The 16,264-nt window shown below is 66.6% G+C and carries 16 protein-coding genes; 6 read left to right on the top strand and 10 right to left on the bottom strand.

The annotated features are described in order from the left end of the window. Window positions 1-504: 504 nt before the first annotated feature. Window positions 505-2,016, top strand: coding sequence for an NCS1 family nucleobase:cation symporter-1 (locus G6035_RS13015; protein WP_256127965.1), 1,512 nt, complete (start codon window positions 505-507; stop codon window positions 2,014-2,016). Between the two features lie 41 nt (window positions 2,017-2,057). Continuing rightward, window positions 2,058-2,786 (top strand): aspartate/glutamate racemase family protein, encoded by a 729-nt coding sequence (locus G6035_RS13010; protein WP_176617523.1) that lies wholly within the window; start codon window positions 2,058-2,060, stop codon window positions 2,784-2,786. On the opposite strand, the gene G6035_RS13005 is transcribed toward G6035_RS13010, so the two are convergent. Then, the gene (locus G6035_RS13005; protein ID WP_256127964.1) at window positions 2,783-3,763 is read right to left on the bottom strand and encodes a zinc-binding dehydrogenase; all 981 of its coding nucleotides are present in this window, start codon (window positions 3,761-3,763) and stop codon (window positions 2,783-2,785) included. The genes G6035_RS13010 and G6035_RS13005 overlap by 4 nt on opposite strands. Before the next feature lie 153 nt (window positions 3,764-3,916). On the opposite strand from G6035_RS13005, the gene G6035_RS13000 reads away from it, so the two are divergent. Continuing rightward, window positions 3,917-4,696, top strand: a complete 780-nt coding sequence (locus G6035_RS13000; protein ID WP_176617522.1) for an SDR family oxidoreductase — start codon at window positions 3,917-3,919, stop codon at window positions 4,694-4,696. Between the two features lie 96 nt (window positions 4,697-4,792). On the opposite strand, the gene G6035_RS12995 is transcribed toward G6035_RS13000, so the two are convergent. From G6035_RS12995 to G6035_RS12965, 7 genes are all read right to left on the bottom strand, one after another. Next, window positions 4,793-6,271 carry a nucleobase:cation symporter-2 family protein gene (locus G6035_RS12995; RefSeq protein WP_176617521.1) on the bottom strand — a complete coding sequence of 493 codons (1,479 nt, stop codon included), beginning with the start codon at window positions 6,269-6,271 and terminating at the stop codon, window positions 4,793-4,795. Between the two features lie 108 nt (window positions 6,272-6,379). Continuing rightward, a complete protein-coding gene (gene pucL, locus G6035_RS12990) occupies window positions 6,380-7,291 on the bottom strand; it encodes a factor-independent urate hydroxylase (RefSeq protein WP_176617520.1) in 912 nt (303 codons plus the stop codon). Between the two features lie 2 nt (window positions 7,292-7,293). Then, entirely contained in the window at window positions 7,294-7,632 is a 339-nt protein-coding gene (uraH, locus tag G6035_RS12985; RefSeq protein WP_176617519.1) for a hydroxyisourate hydrolase, read from the bottom strand. Further along, window positions 7,629-8,126, bottom strand: a complete 498-nt coding sequence (gene uraD / locus G6035_RS12980; protein WP_176617518.1) for a 2-oxo-4-hydroxy-4-carboxy-5-ureidoimidazoline decarboxylase — start codon at window positions 8,124-8,126, stop codon at window positions 7,629-7,631. Before uraD ends, uraH begins: the two co-directional genes overlap by 4 nt. A 253-nt stretch (window positions 8,127-8,379) precedes the next feature. Further along, on the bottom strand, window positions 8,380-8,847 hold the full coding sequence (bcp, locus tag G6035_RS12975; protein ID WP_176617517.1) for a thioredoxin-dependent thiol peroxidase: 468 nt from the start codon (window positions 8,845-8,847) through the stop codon (window positions 8,380-8,382). Between the two features lie 139 nt (window positions 8,848-8,986). Then, window positions 8,987-9,352, bottom strand: a complete 366-nt coding sequence (locus G6035_RS12970; RefSeq protein WP_176617516.1) for a helix-turn-helix domain-containing protein — start codon at window positions 9,350-9,352, stop codon at window positions 8,987-8,989. A 13-nt stretch (window positions 9,353-9,365) separates the two neighbouring features. Continuing rightward, window positions 9,366-10,844, bottom strand: a complete 1,479-nt coding sequence (locus tag G6035_RS12965) for an amino acid permease (protein WP_176617515.1) — start codon at window positions 10,842-10,844, stop codon at window positions 9,366-9,368. 102 nt (window positions 10,845-10,946) lie between these two features. On the opposite strand from G6035_RS12965, the gene G6035_RS12960 reads away from it, so the two are divergent. Both G6035_RS12960 and G6035_RS12955 read left to right on the top strand, forming a co-directional pair. Beyond that, window positions 10,947-11,990 (top strand): Gfo/Idh/MocA family oxidoreductase, encoded by a 1,044-nt coding sequence (locus tag G6035_RS12960; protein ID WP_306295905.1) that lies wholly within the window; start codon window positions 10,947-10,949, stop codon window positions 11,988-11,990. Window positions 11,991-12,043: 53 nt separating this feature from the next. Further along, window positions 12,044-13,303, top strand: a complete 1,260-nt coding sequence (locus G6035_RS12955; protein WP_176617513.1) for an MFS transporter — start codon at window positions 12,044-12,046, stop codon at window positions 13,301-13,303. Window positions 13,304-13,318: 15 nt separating this feature from the next. On the opposite strand, the gene G6035_RS12950 is transcribed toward G6035_RS12955, so the two are convergent. Both G6035_RS12950 and G6035_RS12945 read right to left on the bottom strand, forming a co-directional pair. After that, complete coding sequence (locus G6035_RS12950; protein ID WP_176617512.1) at window positions 13,319-14,089, bottom strand: sulfite exporter TauE/SafE family protein; 771 nt, start codon at window positions 14,087-14,089, stop codon at window positions 13,319-13,321. A 102-nt stretch (window positions 14,090-14,191) separates the two neighbouring features. Then, entirely contained in the window at window positions 14,192-15,700 is a 1,509-nt protein-coding gene (locus G6035_RS12945; RefSeq protein ID WP_176617511.1) for a DUF2079 domain-containing protein, read from the bottom strand. A gap of 42 nt (window positions 15,701-15,742) precedes the next feature. On the opposite strand from G6035_RS12945, the gene G6035_RS12940 reads away from it, so the two are divergent. Next, window positions 15,743-16,243 carry a DUF456 domain-containing protein gene (locus G6035_RS12940; RefSeq protein ID WP_176617510.1) on the top strand — a complete coding sequence of 167 codons (501 nt, stop codon included), beginning with the start codon at window positions 15,743-15,745 and terminating at the stop codon, window positions 16,241-16,243. Window positions 16,244-16,264: the final 21 nt, after the last annotated feature.

Genomic DNA, 16,264 nt, shown 5'->3' with positions numbered 1-16,264 from the left:
CAGCAAACTACGCATAATGAACTGCGCCCGCTCCGTGCCACGCTCACCAATCAACGCATCCAACGACTCCAACCACTCAGCAGTCTCCTCCGGATCACGATCAGGCAACGCACCAGTCAACCCGCTCAAAATATGGGAGTTATCGTCTCGAAGAAACATGTCAACCTGTCTGTTTGAAGGCGTCCGGGCGTCGTGCGCTGTGCGGCCGTGGTTCCGGGGGGAGGGGACCACCTTGCGAATCGTTTTCGTAAGGTGAGAATTGAATCTTGTATCTTGAGAATATCGGGCCCCCGTCCGTGAATCAAGCTCGAACGCCGGTCCCCATGGAGTGTGGGGCGTGATGTGCGCCACTTGACACGGTGTGAACCACATCATAAAGTCTTCTCACTATTCAAAAATTGGTTTTCACGATACGAGAAATCGAGGCGTGGAAAAAACGAACAGCGGAGCCAAGGCATGAACGCTCGGATACCCAATGATCTTGAACCGGCAATGGTGCCGGCCATGACTGACCGCCTGCCGGCAGCGGCGCATGCAACGGAGCATGTGCCCTACGCAACCCCGGAGGGATACACGCTCAGCGCCACACTCTTCAACCAGGACCTTGCGCCCACCCGGAAAAAGGGGCGCCGCTGGTCGTCCTACAGCATCTTCACGCTCTGGGCCAACGACGTCCACAGCCTCGGCAACTATGCCTTCGCCATCGGCCTGTTTGCGCTGGGTCTGGGCGGCTGGCAAATCCTGCTGGCCCTGGGCATCGGCGCCGCGCTGCTGTTTGGGCTGCTTAACTTCTCCGGGTTCATGGGCGTGCGGACAGGTGTCCCGTTCCCCGTCATGAGCCGCATCAGCTTCGGCATCAAGGGCGCCCAGGTGTCCTCGCTGCTGCGCGGCGGCGTGGCCATTGTCTGGTTCGGCGTACAGACGTTCCTGGCCTCGGTGGTCTTCCGCGTCATGCTGGTGGCGGTCTTTCCCCCACTGCACGGGCTGGACAAGAGCCTGATCCTGGGCCTGTCCGCGCTTGGCTGGCTGACGTTCATTGCGCTCTGGATTGTCCAGGTGGTCATTGTCAGCTACGGCATGGACATGATCCGCAAGTACGAGGCCTTTGCGGGCCCCATCATCCTGGTCACGATGGCCACGATCGCCATCTGGATGTTCATCCGTGCCGGCGGCTCGATCGCCTGGACCACCAACCATGCCTTGACCGGTGGCGAAATGTGGCGCACCATCTTTGGCGGCGGCGCCCTGTGGGTGGCCATCTACGGAACCTTCGTGCTGAACTTCTGCGACTTCACCCGCTCGGCCAAGAGCGAGAAGTCCATCGTTCGCGGCAACTTTTGGGGCATCCCGATCAACATGCTCCTGTTCGGGGCGATCGTGGTGGTCATGGCAGGGGCCCAGTTCAAGATCAACGGTACCATCATCCAAAGCCCGGCCGATGTGGTCCACCTCATTCCGAACACCTTCCTGCTGGTGGTTGCCTGCCTGGCGCTGCTGATCCTTACCGTGGCGGTGAACCTCATGGCCAACGTCGTGGCACCCGTGTACGCGCTCACCAACCTCTTCCCGCGGCACCTGAACTTCCGCAAGGCGGCCATCATCAGTGCCACGATCGGGCTGGTCATCCTGCCCTGGAACCTGTACAACAACCCCGTCGTGATCGTGTATTTCCTGGGCGGGCTGGGCGGCCTGCTGGGCCCGCTGTTCGGTGTCATCATGGCCGACTACTGGCTGCTGCGCCGCGGCAAGGTCAACGTGCCGCACCTGTATACGACCGACGAAAACGCCAGCTACCACTACCGCCGCGGCGTCAACCCCAAGGCGATCGCCGCACTGGTGCCCGCCGGCGTCGTGGCCCTGCTCATCGCCTTCATTCCCACGTTCCACGAGCTGTCCTCCTTCTCCTGGTTCTTCGGTGCGGGCATCGCGGCCGTAACGTATTACTGGATCTCGGACCGGAACCAAAGCTTCACCGAAGCGTCCGGCGAACCCATCGCCGTCGCGAGCACCCACTGACCCGGCACCCAAACAGCCAAACAAGCAAGAAAGGGACTGCCATGCGCATCCTCGTGGCCAATGTCAACACCACAACGTCCATGACGGACTCCATCGCGGCGCAGGCGCGCAGTGTGGCGGCCCCAGGCACCGAGATCATCGGCATCACGCCCCGCTTCGGCGCCGAGTCCTGCGAGGGAAACTTTGAAAGCTACCTGGCGGCCGTTGCCGTCATGGACGCGATCACCAACTACCCCGAACCGTTCGACGCCGTCATCCAGGCCGGCTACGGCGAGCACGGCCGGGAGGGCCTGCAGGAACTCCTCGAGGTGCCGGTCGTCGACATCACCGAGGCGGCGGCCAGCACGGCCATGTTCCTGGGCTACAAGTATTCGGTGGTGACCACGCTGGACCGTGCCGTCCCCCTGATTGAGGACCGGCTGAAGCTGGCGGGCCTGGACGCCCGTTGCGCGTCGGTGCGGGCCAGCGGCCTGGCCGTCCTGGAACTCGAGGAGGATCCGGAGCGGGCCGTGGAGTCCATTGTCCGCGAATCCGAGCTCGCCGTGACGCGGGACAGGGCGGAAGTCATCGTCCTGGGCTGTGGCGGCATGGCCGGGCTGAACGAGTTGGTCAGGGAACGCACGGGCGTGCCCGTGGTGGACGGCGTGGCTGCCGCCGTCACGATTGCCGAATCGCTGGTGCGCCTCGGCCTGTCCACCTCCAAGGTGCGCACGTACGCGCCGCCGCGGCCCAAGAAGGTGACCGGCTGGCCGATCACGGGACCTGCCTAGTCCAGCCTACTTATAGTCGCGATGTAGCGGCCGACCACTCCGCCGGCACGCAGCTTGTCAATCGCGCCAGGGATCTCGGCTTGGGTGATGAGGTTCATCGGCGGGTTCAATTCGCCGGACTTCATCAGCCCGTACAGTGCCTCGAGGTCTTCCTTGGTGCCGGACTTGGAACCCTTGATGCTGAGTTGGTTGATGATGATCGGGTAGGTGTTGATGGTCGCTTCCAGGCGGCCCATGCCGACCTGGACCAACGTCCCAAACTCAGCGAGTGTCTCGATTGCGGCGGCCGTGGTGGTCCCAAAACCCGCGTAGTCGACAATGAGGTCGAGCTTCTTGTCCTTGAACGCGTCGATCGACTCGGCGACGCCCGCCAGCCCAATCTCATCGGCCAGTTTCCGTGTTTCCGGATTGATCTCCGCCCCATACACTTTGGCGCCGGAGAGCGCGGCGACGCGGGCGCCAATGTAGCCCAGGCCGCCGAGGCCAATCACGCCAACCTTCATGCCCGGCTTGGCGCCGCCGACAGTCATGATGGCGTGATACGCGGTGAGGCCGGCGTCAGTCGCCATCGCACCAAGTTCAAATGAAACCTCGTCGGGCAGCTTGACCAGGTTGTCCGACGTCGCGAGCAGTTTTGGCCCGAATCCGCCGTCCCATTTGCCGTAGCCGAGGGCGTCGCCGTCAGCCATGACAGGGGCCAGGCCGACGCGGTCGCCGACCTGCCACTGGTCCATGCCCTCGCCAACCTCGACGATCACGCCGGCATTTTCGTGGCCCATGGTGCGCGGCAGCACGGGAAAAAGAGGCATCCAGCCTGGATCATCCAGGGCTGTCACATCGGAGTGGCAGACCCCGGCAGCCTTGACCTCGACCACAACCTGGCCGGGACCGGCCTTCGGCTCGGCGACCCCGTTGAACCCGAGAGCCTTGTCGGTGCCCGTAAACTGCCATGCCTTCATGACGCTTCCCCTTTTCATGCGTTTGAATGTAAGACAATGTGCATAACGCCCAAAACCCCGGATTCTTCCCGCGGACCGCAGGCGCAGAATCCATGGGCGAGAATGGACAGGCGGGCCTGCGTTCCCGCGCCAACTACTTTTTTATGCGGCAACGATAGACAGGAGAAGCCCATGGCGGAGACCGACACCCCCGCAGGCAGCGGCGCACCGGCGAAGATTGCCGTGGTCACAGGCGCCGGCTCGGGAATCGGCCGGGCCGTGGCCCGGGAATTCCTGCGCCACGGCTTCGGGGTGGTCCTGGCCGGCCGCCGTGCGGCGGAGCTGGGGGAAACCGCCGAGGGCCACCCCCAGGCGCTGGCCGTGCCCACCGACGTGACCCGGCCGGACGACGTCGAAAACCTCTTCCGTGCCGCCGTGGACCGGTTTGGCCGGGTGGATGTGCTGTTCAACAACGCCGGCACCTTTGGCCCGGCGGCCGCGGTGGACGAGATCTCCCCGGCGGACTGGGACGCCGTGCTGGCCGTGAACCTCACCGGCTCCATGCTGTGCGCGGCCGCCGCCGTCCGCGTCATGAAGGCACAGCAGCCCGGCGGCGGGCGGATCATCAACAACGGCTCCATCTCGGCCCACTCGCCGCGGCCCAAATCCGTCGCCTACACCGTCACGAAGCACGCCATGACGGGCCTGACCAAGTCGATCGAGCTCGACGGGCGGGCCTTCGGCATCAGCTGCGGCCAGATCGACATCGGCAACACGGCCACGGACATCATGGCCACCCTGGACGTCGCCACCGGAGCGCTCCAGGCGGACGGGAGCCGGCTCGTGGAACCCACCTTCCCCGTGGCCGACGCCGCCCGCACCGTGCTGCTGATGGCCCAGCTCCCCGCCTCGGCCAACATCGGCTCGCTCGTCATCACGGCCGCGGGCATGCCGTTCATCGGCCGCGGCTGAACGCGGCAAAACCCCCGGCCCACCACGAACGACGCCGGCACCCGCCCTGGGGAGGCGGGTGCCGGCGTCGTACGTGGTTGGGAACGGGGATGGATATCAGTGCTGCGGGTCAGGTTCCAGCACCGGGACCTCCTTGCCGTCGGCGTCGATCAGCTTCCCTTCCTCGCAGCGGTCCCCATGCTGCAGGCTGCCCAGCACCTCCGGGGAAATCCGCCGCTCGGTGCCGGCGGCAAACACAGAGGGGTTCTCCGGGTTGCCGCGCTTGAGGTGGTTGAACAGCACGTTCAGCACAATGGCCATGACGGCGGCAGAGCTGATGCCGGAGTCGAAGATGGTGCCGAACCAGGCCGGGAAATGGCTGTAGAAGGTGGGCTGGACGATGGGGATGACACCGAAACCCACCGACGTGGCCACGATGACCAGGTTCATGTTGTTCTTGTAGCTGACGGTGGACAGGGTGCGGATGCCGCTGGCCGCCACCGTGCCGAACAGGACGATGCCCGCGCCGCCGAGGACCGCCGTCGGGACGGCGGCGACCACGCGGCCCACGATGGGCAGCAGGCCGAGCACCAGCAGGATCACGCCGCTGGCCGTGACCGCAAAGCGGCTCTTGATGCCCGTGATGGCCACCAGACCCACGTTCTGGGCGAACGCCGTCTGGGGGAAGGAGCCAAAGACCGGGGCCACCGCGCTGGAGACCATGTCCGCCCGCAGCCCGTTGCCGAGCCGGCGCGAGTCCACCTTGGTGCCGATGATCTCGGAGACGGCCAGGATGTCCGCCGAGGTCTCCACCAGCGTCACCAGGATGACAATGACCATCGAAATGATGCCCGCGGCCTGGAAGGTCGGCATCCCGAAGTGGAACGGCGACGGGAAGGCGAAGACCGGCCCGGTCCCCACCTTGGAGAAGTCGGCCTTGCCCATGAACACGGCCACGAGGGTGCCGATGACCATGGCCAGCAGGATGGACAGCCGGGAGATGGTGCCGCTGCCGATCTTGCTCAGCAGCAGCACGATGGCCAGGGTCAGTCCGGCCAGGCCGATGTTGGCCGGGCTGCCGAAGTCCGGCGCCTTGCTGTTGCCGCCCATGGCCCAGCCGGCAGCCGTCGGCATCAGCGTCAGGCCGATGGTGGTGATGACGGTGCCGGTGACCACCGGCGGGAAGAACTTGATGATGCGCTGGAACACGGGGGTGATCACCAACCCGATCAGCGAGGCGACCATGACGGAGCCGAAGATCGACTGAATGCCGCCGCCGCCGTTGAGGATGGCCAGCATCGTTGCCACGCCGGCAAAGGACGTGCCCTGGACCAGCGGAAGCTGCGAACCGAAGAATGGCACGCCAAGGGTCTGGAGCAGGGTGGCCAGGCCGCCCATGAACAGGCAGGCGGCGATCAGCAGGCCGACGTCCGCCGAGCCCAGGCCGGACGCCTGGCCAATGATCAGCGGGACGGCGATGATGCCGCCATACATGGTCAGGACATGCTGGAAGCCGTACGCGAAGCTGACGCCGATGCCGAGTTTTTCGTCCTCGGGACGGACAGCCTTGGTGGTTGAAGCGTGGATCTTGGTCATAGCGGACCTCCTTGTCTGCTTACCCTTGGTATGCGTGCAACCCGCTTTGGGAGTTGCCGCCGCGGGCGGACGGGGGTTGCCTCCCCCGCCCGCCCTTTTTGGTGCCGGCTAGCAGAAGCCGGCCATGCCCTCCCAGGCGTTGCCGGCGTCGGTGCCGTTTTCACGGACCACGGTGGCCTCGATCAGCCCGTAGGGGCGGTCCGCGGCGAAGAGCACCTCGCCGGGGTTGTCCTGGCCGAACGGGGACAGGTCCACCACAAAGTGGTGCTTGTTCGGCATGGAGAACTTGATCTCGTCGATTTCCTCGTGCGCGTCCATGACCTTTTTGCCCATCTCAAACAAGGTCTGCTGCAGGGCGTGGGAATAGCCCTCGGTGAAGCCTTCGAGCAGGAGCGCCTTGACGTCGTCGTAGGTCTTGTTGAAGTCCAGGGTGGCGACGGCGGCTGGGTTGTAGCGCCAGCGGGCCGCGACGTCGGTGGACATGACCCGGTCCGTGGTCTCGGCCAGCGTCGTGTACTTGTCCTTCGGGTAGCCGACAAAGCCTGACTCAGTGGACTTGAGCACTGTCAGGTCCTTCAGCCCGCCCAGCACGTGGACCGTGTCCCCGTCCTTGACCACGACGGCGGTGCGCACCTCCTGGCCGTTGCGCACGAAGGAGTGGTTGTGGCCGGTGCCGTTGGCCTGGATGCGGTCCCAGGCATAGGACTCAGCGGCCCAGCGCCCGCCGGTGACCCAGTCGAAGGAGCTGGTGAAGTGCTCGGCGAGGCGCTGCAGGAACGCCTCGGGGGAGCCCACGCCGTCGCGGGCCAGGGAGAAGATGGTGTTCTTCTGGGTGTCTGTGGCCACCACGTGCCCGTTGTCGCCCTCGAGGTGGGCGGCCGTGAAGTCCCCGCGCAGCTGGGAGGTGACGTTGAGGTCCTCAATGCTGTGGCGGTCGGTGTCGCGGGTGATCTTGACAAGGCGGACCTCGGCCTTGCCGTACTGGTTGGCTCCCAGGATGATGTTGCTGTTCGTGGTCATGATCAGTTTCCTCTGTACGTTGAATAGGCGAACGGGCTCAGCAGCAGGGGCACGTGGTAGTGCGCCTGGCCTTCCGCAACCGTGAATGTCAGGGCCACCTCCGGGAAGAAGGTGTCCGTGGTGATGCCGGCGAAGTAGGCGCCCGTGTCGAAGCGGAGGCGGTAGTCGCCGCCCGGCAGCGTCGCGGGGCCAAGATCTTTCACCCGCCCGTCAGCATCAGTGGTGCCCGTCGCAATCTGGTGCCATGCCCCGCCGTCGCGGGCGTAAAGCTCGACGGCGACACCTGCCGCGGGCTGCCCCGCTGCGGTATCCAGAATGTGGGTGGTTATCAGGGAGCTCATTGGCTCATCACTCCTTTGAGGCGCAGCACGGCGATTTCGCGCAGCTGCTGCGCCACGATGGGGGCTTCTTCTTCGGCGGTGTTGGCCAGGCGCCGCTCCAGCGCGGCCAGGATTTCCTGCGGGGTGCGGCCGGCGGCCCGGATCAGGAACACCTGGCCGAACTTTTCCTCATAGGCGCGGTTGCCTTCGGCCAGGGCCCGGGCAAGTTCCGCGTTGGCAGGGTCGACGCCGGACTGTTCCCTGCGCGAGAGCCTCGCCTCCGCGCTGTTGCCGGCGGCCTGCTCTCCGATGCGCGGATGGTGCGCCATGGCGGCGGCAACTTCCGTGCCGGAAAACGGGGCGGCAGCCTTGAGCGCATGGCTGAAGAGCTCGTTCAGGGTGGTGAAGGGGCGGGCCGCGGCGATCTCATCGATCCACCGCTGGTTGTCCACGCACGGACGAAGCGTTGCGTCCAGCTGCGCCCTGTCCGCTTCGTTGAATTGTTGCAGCAACATGTTTGCTGTCCTTGTAACTCAAATGCTGGCATCCACGGCGTAGGCTATACGAATTGAAAATTAATTCTCGTATCGTGGAACTGTTATTTCAGCATATGCAATAGTGAACAGCATCACACGGGGGTTGTCAATCCCCCGGGCGGACATTGCGGCGCGCCGCCTTGAAGCTGCGCCAAGTTAACGCCCAAGGGGCGCGCCACGGCAGAAGTGGCGCGCCCCTTGGGGCCCTGCAGCACGCAGGGGGGTGGTCCGGCTAGAGTCCCAGTTCGCGGCGCAGGCGCGCAACGTGGCCGTCCGCGGCGACGTTGTACCCGGCGGACCGGACGGTGCCGTCGGGGTTCACCACCACCGTGGAGCGCAGCGTGCCGATCAGCGTGGTGCCGTTGACCTTCTTCTCACCCCAGGCGCCCCAGGACTCCGCCACCTCGTGGTTGAGGTCCGAAAGCAGGGGGAAGTTCAGCCCGAAGTCCGTGGTGAACCTGGCCAGGTCCTGCTGCGGATCGGTGGAGATGCCCACCACGTCAACGCCGGCATTGTTCAGTGCGGACAGGCTGTCGCGGAAGTCGCAGGCCTCGGTGGTGCAGCCCGGCGTCGCGGCCTTGGGGTAAAAGTAGACCACCACCGTGCGTCCGGCGTAGTCGGCCAGCGAGACCTGTTCGCCGTCGGCGTTGGGCAGGGAAAAGTTCGGTGCCGGTTTTCCGGCGGCAAGTTGTGCAGGCATGGTGCTCCCAGGTTGGTTGATCTGACGCCACATCATTGTATTTTCATATTATGGAATATGAATTTTGTCAGATGAAAAGATTCTAGAATGGCGGGCGGCAGCGGTCAACGTTTGTGACATCGGCCGGACGCTGCCCGCATCAGCCGTCCTGCTGCGCCGCCAGCCAGGCCAGGACGTCGTCGCGGCGGATGCGCCGGTGCGAGCCGCGGTACTGGACCGGGATCTCCCCGCGGTCGGTCAGGTTGCGCAGGAAGGTGTGGGAGATCCCGGCCAGCCCCGCCGCCTGCGAGGTGGTCAGCAGCTCCGCCACGCTGGAAACGGTCACCGCCTCGCCCCGGGAGAGCCGGGCCAGGAGGTCGACGACGGCCTCCCGCGCGGCCGGTGCCAGCCGGTGCGCGGTGCCGTCGACAAAGACTGTGATGTCGGTGCCGCCCGCCAGGGCCCTGGCCAGGGCCGCCTGCTCGTTGCGGCCCACCCCGGTCACCTTCGGCGCATCCCCACTCATGCCAGCCACGTTATCAGCGTGATTCGGCGCTGCCCAGTGCCGCCTTCTCCCCGGCCGCCTCCTGCTGCCACAGGGCAATGCGCGCCTGGTGGTTCGGATCCCGGCGCATCACGGCATACACGGCGCCGATCACGGCAAACCAGACGGGCGTGACGGCCAAGGCAACGAGGGTGTCCGGCTGGGTGGTCAGGGCCCACAGGATAAAGACGAAGAATGCGAACACCACGTACACCATGGGCTTGCCGCCCGGCGTCTTGAACGTCGAGGCTGCCGCCAGCCGCGGGCGGCGCTTCCGGAATGCCAGGTAGCTGGCCAGGATGATCGACCACACGAACATGAAGCAGACGGCCGAGACGGTGGTGACCATGTCGAACGCCTTGCCGACGTTGTCGCCCGCGTAGAGCAGCACGACGCCGGCCAGCAGCAGGATGCAGGAGAGGAACAGGGCGTTGCGGGGCACCTTGCGCCGGGACAGGCGCCCGAACACCTTGGGGGCGTCGCCGTCGTTCGCCAGGCCGTAGACCATGCGGGAGGTGGAGTAGATGCCGGAGTTGGCGCTGGACATGGCGCTGGTGAGCACCACCAGGTTCACCACGGTGGCGGCAATGCCCAGGCCGGCCAGGGCGAACATGCCGATGAAGGGGGAGTGCCCGGCCCTGAAGCCCGTCCACGGGGTCACGGACATGAGCACGATCAGCGCGCCGACGTAAAAGAGCATGACGCGGATGGGGATGGCGTTGATGGCGCGCGGCAGGTTCTTCTCGGGGTTCTTGGTCTCGGCCGCGGCGGTGCCCACCAGCTCAATGCCCACGAAGGCGAACACGGCGATCTGGAAACCGGCCACGAAGCCCATGAACTCGTGCGGGAAGAAGCCGCCGTGGCTCCACAGGTTCGTGAAGGAGGCGGTGCCGGCGCTGGACGTGAAGCCGGTAAAGATCATGACCAGGCCCACCACGATCAGCGCCACGATGGCAACGATCTTGATCAGCGCAAACCAGAATTCCGTCTCGCCAAACGCCGCCACGGTGGGCAGGTTGAGCAGCAGCAGGATCAGCACCGTGGCCACCCCGGGCAGCCAGAGCGGGACGCCCGGGATCAGCTCGCGGGCATAGCCGGCAATCGCGATGACGTCCGCAACGCCCGTGACCACCCAGCAAAACCAGTACGTCCAGCCGGTGAAGAAGCCGGCCCAGGGGCCCAGCAGGTCGCCGGCAAAGTCGCTGAACGTCTTGTAGTTGAGGTTGGACAGCAGCAGCTGGCCCATGGCGCGCATGACAAAGAACAGCATGAAGCCGATGATCATGTATACAAAGATGACGGACGGGCCGGCCACCGAAATGGTCTTCCCCGAACCCATGAACAGGCCCGTGCCGATGGCGCCGCCGATGGCCAGGAGCTGGATGTGCCGGTTCGACAGGGCGCGGGTGAGTTGTGGATTGTCATTGCCCCCGCCGGCGGTGCCGGTGGTGGCCGTGGTGCTTGCGCGCTGCAAAGGAATACCCCTCAATGCTGATGGAAAGTGACCTGGATTACCCGGTCCGTTGTATACATTACAACGTCTTGGGGGTGTTTCCGTGCCGGGTAAAATATGGCCATGACGGCAAAGATACGCACAGCCCTGCTCGGCTTCGGGCTGGCCGGCAGCACTTTTCATGGCCCCTTCCTGGACGCCCTGGACGACTTCGCCCTCGAGGTGGTCGTCACCGGCGACCCCGCACGGCAGGCCGCGGCGCGGGCCGCCCACCCGCAGGCCAGGGTGGTGGACCGGCGGGAATGGTCCCCGGCCGGCAGCGGCGTGGACCTGGTGGTGGTGGCCACCCCGCCCGCCAGCCACGCGCCACTCGCGCGGGAGGCGCTGGAAGCCGGGTGCGCCGTCGTGGTTGACAAGCCCTTCACCCTCACGAGCGGGGAAGGGGAGGAACTCATCGCGCTCGCCCAACGCAGGGGACTGGTGCTCACCACGTACCAAAACCGCCGGTGGGACGGGGAGTACCTGACGCTGCGCAGGCTCCTCGCCGAGGGGGCCCTGGGCGAGGTGCGGCGATTTGAATCACGCCTGGAGCGGTGGCAGCCGGCCGTGACGAAGGAGTGGAAGGCGAAGGCGGCCGCAGCGGACGGCGGCGGCATCCTCAACGACCTCGGGAGCCACCTGATCGACCAGGCGCTGCAGCTGTTCGGCCCGCCCGTGCGCGTCTACGGGGAGGCTGCCGCCCGCCGGCCCGTGGAGAGGGCCGACGACGACGCCTTCGTCGCGCTGGAACATGCCGGCGGCGTGGTGTCCCATCTGTGGATGAACCTCAACGTGGCCCAGCGCGGGCCCCGGATGCGCGTCCTGGGGTCCGAGGCGGCCTTCACCAAGCAGGCGATGGACCAGCAGGAGGTACAGCTTGCCGCCGGGATCCGGCCGGGCGACCCTGGCTATGGCGTGGATCCGAAGGAAAACTGGGGCGTGCTGGGGCGGGACGGCGCCCTGGTGCCCGTGCCCACCGAACGCGGAAACTTCACGGCCTTTTACGAGGGGCTGGCGCAGGCCCTGCTGCGCGGCGGGCCGGTGCCGGTGGACCCGGCCGGCTCCGTGGCGGTGCTGCGCGTCATTGAACAGGTGCGCGGGCAGCTCTCCGGGCCCGCCGCAAAGTAAGCTGGGGCCAGGGAGCCTCTCCCGCCGGGAGGGCAGCCAAAAATGGGGGCACGGTGACGGAAAGCAAGCACGGCGCGCATAGCGGGGCGGCCCTGTCCGAACCCACAAACAACGTCAGGAACCGCTGGACCCTGTCCGTGGTGCTGGTCAACGTCGGCATCAACACCGCCTTCTTTGGCCCCATCCAGGTGCTGCTGGGACAGCAGGCGATCCACTTCAATGAGGGCGACAAGGAAGCCATCCTGGCCCTGGTGACCGGGGCCGGGGCCGCGGTGTCCCTCGTGGCCAACCCCCTGTTCGGCACCTTCAGCGACAGGTCCCTCTCCCGCTTTGGCCGGCGCGTCCCCTGGGTGTTCATCGGCGCCCTGCTGGGCACCATCGGGCTGCTGGGCCTGGCCGTCGCCCCCGGCGTTGCGGCCATGACGCTGCTGTGGTGCCTGGTGCAGCTGGGCTGCAACGGCGCGCTGGCCGCCGTCACGGCCGCGGTGCCGGACCAGGTGCCCGTGCGCCAGCGCGGCACCATCGGCGGGCTGGCCTCCATGGGCACGGTGGTGGGGATCCTGCTGGGCGCGGCCGTGGGCGCCGTCGTCGCCGGAAACTTCGTGCTGGGCTACCTCCTGTGCGCCATTGCGCTCACGGCGGGCATGGTGCCGTACCTCTTCCTTTCCAACGACCACGTGCTCTCCGCCGCCGACCGCCCGCCGTTTTCCTGGGCCAGGTTCTTCACGGGGTTTTGGATCTCGCCCCGGCGCCACCCGGACTTTGGCTGGGCCTGGCTTACCCGCTTCCTGGTCAATGTCGGCAACCACCTGGTGACCCTGTACCTGCTGTTCTTCCTCCGCGACGCCGTGGGCTTTGCCAACCCGGAATTCGGCGTGCTGGTGCTGACGGGCATTTACGCGGTGCTGACGCTTGTCACCGCCGTCATCGGCGGGCGGTGGACGGACCGGGTGGGCCGGAGGAAGCCGTTCGTCATCGCCTCCTCCGCCATTATTGCCCTGGCGGCCCTGATCCTGGCGTTCGAGCCCACCTGGACGGGTGCCTTGGCGGGCGCCGCCGTGCTGGGCATCGGCTACGGGGCCTACCTGGCCGTGGACTTTGCCCTGCTCACCCAGGTGCTGCCGTCGGCGGCCAGCCGGGGCAAGGACCTGGGCGTGATCAACGTGGCGAACTCGCTGCCGCAGGTCATTGTCCCGGTCATCGCGCTGCCGCTGGTGACCGTCTTCGGCGGCTACGTGACGCTGTACGTTGTGGCGGCGGTGATCGGCCTGCTCGGTGCGGTGTTTGTGGTGAAGATCAAGGGCGTGGACTGAGCCGGCCGGCACGGCTCAGGAGAAGAAGACCATCTTCAGCAGCGCGGCCGTGCCCACCACGATGATCGTGGCCCGCAACGCCATGGGCGGCAGCTTCCGGCCAAACCGGGCACCCACCATCCCGCCCAGCAGCGAACCCACCGCAATGAGCGCGGTGACCTTCCAGTCGATGTAGTGCCAGGCCACCACCATGAACGTGATGGCGGCAATGCCGTTGACGGAGGTGGTCAACACGTTCTTCACCGCGTTGATCTGCTGCAGGGCCACGGTGGTCATGATGCTCATCAGCCCGACAATCAGGATGCCCTGCGCGGCGCCGAAGTAGCCGCCGTACATGCCCAGCACAAAGATGGCGGCGACCAGCCCGGCACTGCTGCGTGAGGGGCCCCCTCCGGGGCCGGTGTAGCGCCGCTTGGCCAGCAGCCGCTGCAGCGACGGGCCGAAGGCCACCATGAGCAGGCCGATGACGATCAGCACGGGGACGATGGTGCCAAAGGCCGACGCCGGCAGCACCAGCAGCAGCAGCGCCCCCACCAGCCCGCCGATGGCCGACGCCGGCAGCAGCCGCTTGATCATGTCCTTGTTGGGCCCCAGTTCCTTGCGGTACCCCCAGGTGCCGGACAGGCCCCCGGCCACGAGGCCGATGTTGTTGGAGATGTTCGCCGTCAGCGGCGGGTAGCCGAACAGCAGCAGGACGGGGAACGTCACCAGCGTGCCGGACCCCACGACAACATTGATCATGCCGGCCCAAAAGCCCGCCAGAAATATTGCCCCCGCTTCAAGCATGTGCCGTCCGTATCCTTATGTGGGCTGGAAGTTTTCACCAAGGGCCCGCACGCCGGGGCGGCAGGGCCTTTCAAAGTATATTGTCCGGCCGGTCCGGTGCCGCTACCCGGCCACCCGCCTGGCCACCTGGAAGTGGCCGTCGGCATGGACGGTGACGTAGCGGCTGCCGGGGAAGCGAGACTCTGCCTGCAGGGCGGTGGAGTCGTCGGCGTCGCCCGGGTGGCCGGAGACGTCCAGCAGCACATAGTCCGGAGCCGGGTTCCTGTTGCCGATCCAGTACACCTGGTCCCGGTCCACGAGGTAGCTCATGAGGCTGATGTCCGTCTCCACCGTGACGCCTGCGGGGACGGCGGCCAAGGCACTGCGGGCCGCGGCGTTGCCCGCCGTGGGAAAGCCCTGGGCAGGGTTGGCGAACCTGCCGAACGCGAAATGCCCGCCCAGCGCCACGGCAAGCAGCGCCATGGCCACTCCGGACAGCAGCCGCAACCTCGCCGAATGGAGCACCCTGCGCCGGGACAGGGCATCGATGGCGGCGCAAAAGACCATCGGCATCAGCACGGCGCTGTACTGCCATTCCTGCCCCCAGTAAAAGGGCAGCTCACCGAGGAAGCGCCAAGCCAGCGTGGGCAGCACCAGCAGCACCAGCGGCGAAAACAGGGCCAGGCCGGCCGTGACGGCAGCCAGCAGCAGGACCGTGGCCACCTTGTCCTTTTGGAACAACGACGCCGGGTCCCGCAGGAAGCCGTCGATGTCCAGTTGGCCCTGGTAGGCCCAGGCGGAGCCGTGGTTGAAGGCCGGCAGGATGAGCCGGGTGGACAGCACAAACCAGGCCACACCCCAGGCTGCCAGCCACAGTCCGGCCGGCCTGCGCCCGCGGTGGGCCATGACCAGGCCCAGCACCAGCACTGTCAGGCCCATGTCTTCCTTGACGAAGACCAGCAGTGCGGCCCAGATCCAGGCCTGCCGCCATTTTTCCTCGAGCAGCGCACAGAGCGAGAGCGCCAGCAGCGGCACGGCGAACGCTATCTCGTGGAACTGCGCATCCACGGCCGACTGCAGCCCCCAGCTCAGGGCATAGGCGAAGCCCAGGCAGGAACCCGGAACCCGGCCCAGGCGTTTGAGCGCCAGCCGGGCCACCACGGCAACCGAGACGGCGAACAGCAGGTTCTGCACCACCAGCAGGGTAAAGGCGCTGGGAAAAAGCCGGTAAACGGGGCCCAGCAACACCAGGATGGGGTGGAAATGGTCGCCAAGGAGGTTGAAGCCCTGGCCCTTGATGCTCACAATGGGCGCCTGGAAATGCGCGTAATCCTGGGCCAGCTGGGTGAAGATGCCCAGGTCCCAGGACCGGATGGCGAAGCTGGTCCACTGCAGCGACGAATACACCATGTAGACCGCAAAGGCGCCGGCGCCGAGCAGCGCGGCCAAGGCCGCCGGGCTGCCGGCTGCACGGCGCAGCCCCACAACACGGCGCAGCCCCACAACACGGCGCAGCCCCACAACACGGCGCAGCCCCACAACACGGCGCAGCCCCTCAACCCCGGGGGCAATGCCCGGGGTTCGCTGCCGTGCCCGGCCGGTTTCCGGGCCGCTGTCCTTGGTTGCAGTCACGCTTGAAAGTCTAACGGGGGCGGGGTCTGGCAGGATGGGCGGATGGACGCACAGCTCATCTGGACAGTCATTTGCGGCCTCGCGATCCTGGTGGGGGCCGCCGGGGTGATCATTCCGGTGTTGCCCGGCAGCCTGCTCGTCGCCGCCAGCCTGCTGGCCTGGGCCTTCGCCGTGGGGCAGCCGGCGGGCTGGGTGGTGTTTGGCGTGGGTGCGGCGTTCGTGGCGGCCGGGATGCTGTCCGGTGCCGTGCTGACGGGCCGGGCCATGAAGGCCCGGCAGATCCCTGGCCGCTCCGTCGTTGCCGGGCTGGTCCTGGGCGTGGTGGGGTTCCTTGTGGTCCCGTTCGTGGGCCTGCTGCTTGGTTTTGTCCTGGGCCTGTTTCTGGCCGAACTGGTGCGCCAGAAGTCCGTGAAGCCGGCCGTTTCATCCTCCGTGGCGGCGCTGAAGGCCACGGGTTTGGGCATGCTGGCCGAATTCGGCTTCGCGTCGCTGGCGGCCGGGACCTGGGCGGCGGGCGTGCTCGTGTATTTCCTCACCAGGTAACACCCCGCGGAACCGTAGCGG

The organism is Arthrobacter sp. SDTb3-6 (genome assembly GCF_013376095.1).
Lineage (GTDB): Bacteria > Actinomycetota > Actinomycetes > Actinomycetales > Micrococcaceae > Specibacter.
This window is presented reverse-complemented; position numbering and strand designations above follow the sequence as displayed.

What these genes read in the sequence shown, in the direction of transcription:
- G6035_RS13000 (WP_176617522.1), top strand. Translation starts at nt 3,917, where the DNA reads ATGGCGGAGACCGACACCCCCGCAGGCAGCGGCGCACCGGCGAAGATT.
- G6035_RS12970 (WP_176617516.1), bottom strand. Translation starts at nt 9,352, where the DNA reads ATGAGTGGGGATGCGCCGAAGGTGACCGGGGTGGGCCGCAACGAGCAG.
- G6035_RS13005 (WP_256127964.1), bottom strand. Translation starts at nt 3,763, where the DNA reads ATGAAAAGGGGAAGCGTCATGAAGGCATGGCAGTTTACGGGCACCGAC.
- G6035_RS12995 (WP_176617521.1), bottom strand. Translation starts at nt 6,271, where the DNA reads ATGACCAAGATCCACGCTTCAACCACCAAGGCTGTCCGTCCCGAGGAC.
- G6035_RS13010 (WP_176617523.1), top strand. Translation starts at nt 2,058, where the DNA reads ATGCGCATCCTCGTGGCCAATGTCAACACCACAACGTCCATGACGGAC.
- pucL (WP_176617520.1), bottom strand. Translation starts at nt 7,291, where the DNA reads ATGACCACGAACAGCAACATCATCCTGGGAGCCAACCAGTACGGCAAG.
- uraH (WP_176617519.1), bottom strand. Translation starts at nt 7,632, where the DNA reads ATGAGCTCCCTGATAACCACCCACATTCTGGATACCGCAGCGGGGCAG.
- G6035_RS12950 (WP_176617512.1), bottom strand. Translation starts at nt 14,089, where the DNA reads ATGCTTGAAGCGGGGGCAATATTTCTGGCGGGCTTTTGGGCCGGCATG.
- G6035_RS12960 (WP_306295905.1), top strand. Translation starts at nt 10,947, where the DNA reads ATGACGGCAAAGATACGCACAGCCCTGCTCGGCTTCGGGCTGGCCGGC.
- G6035_RS12940 (WP_176617510.1), top strand. Translation starts at nt 15,743, where the DNA reads ATGGACGCACAGCTCATCTGGACAGTCATTTGCGGCCTCGCGATCCTG.
- uraD (WP_176617518.1), bottom strand. Translation starts at nt 8,126, where the DNA reads ATGTTGCTGCAACAATTCAACGAAGCGGACAGGGCGCAGCTGGACGCA.
- G6035_RS13015 (WP_256127965.1), top strand. Translation starts at nt 505, where the DNA reads ATGACTGACCGCCTGCCGGCAGCGGCGCATGCAACGGAGCATGTGCCC.
- bcp (WP_176617517.1), bottom strand. Translation starts at nt 8,847, where the DNA reads ATGCCTGCACAACTTGCCGCCGGAAAACCGGCACCGAACTTTTCCCTG.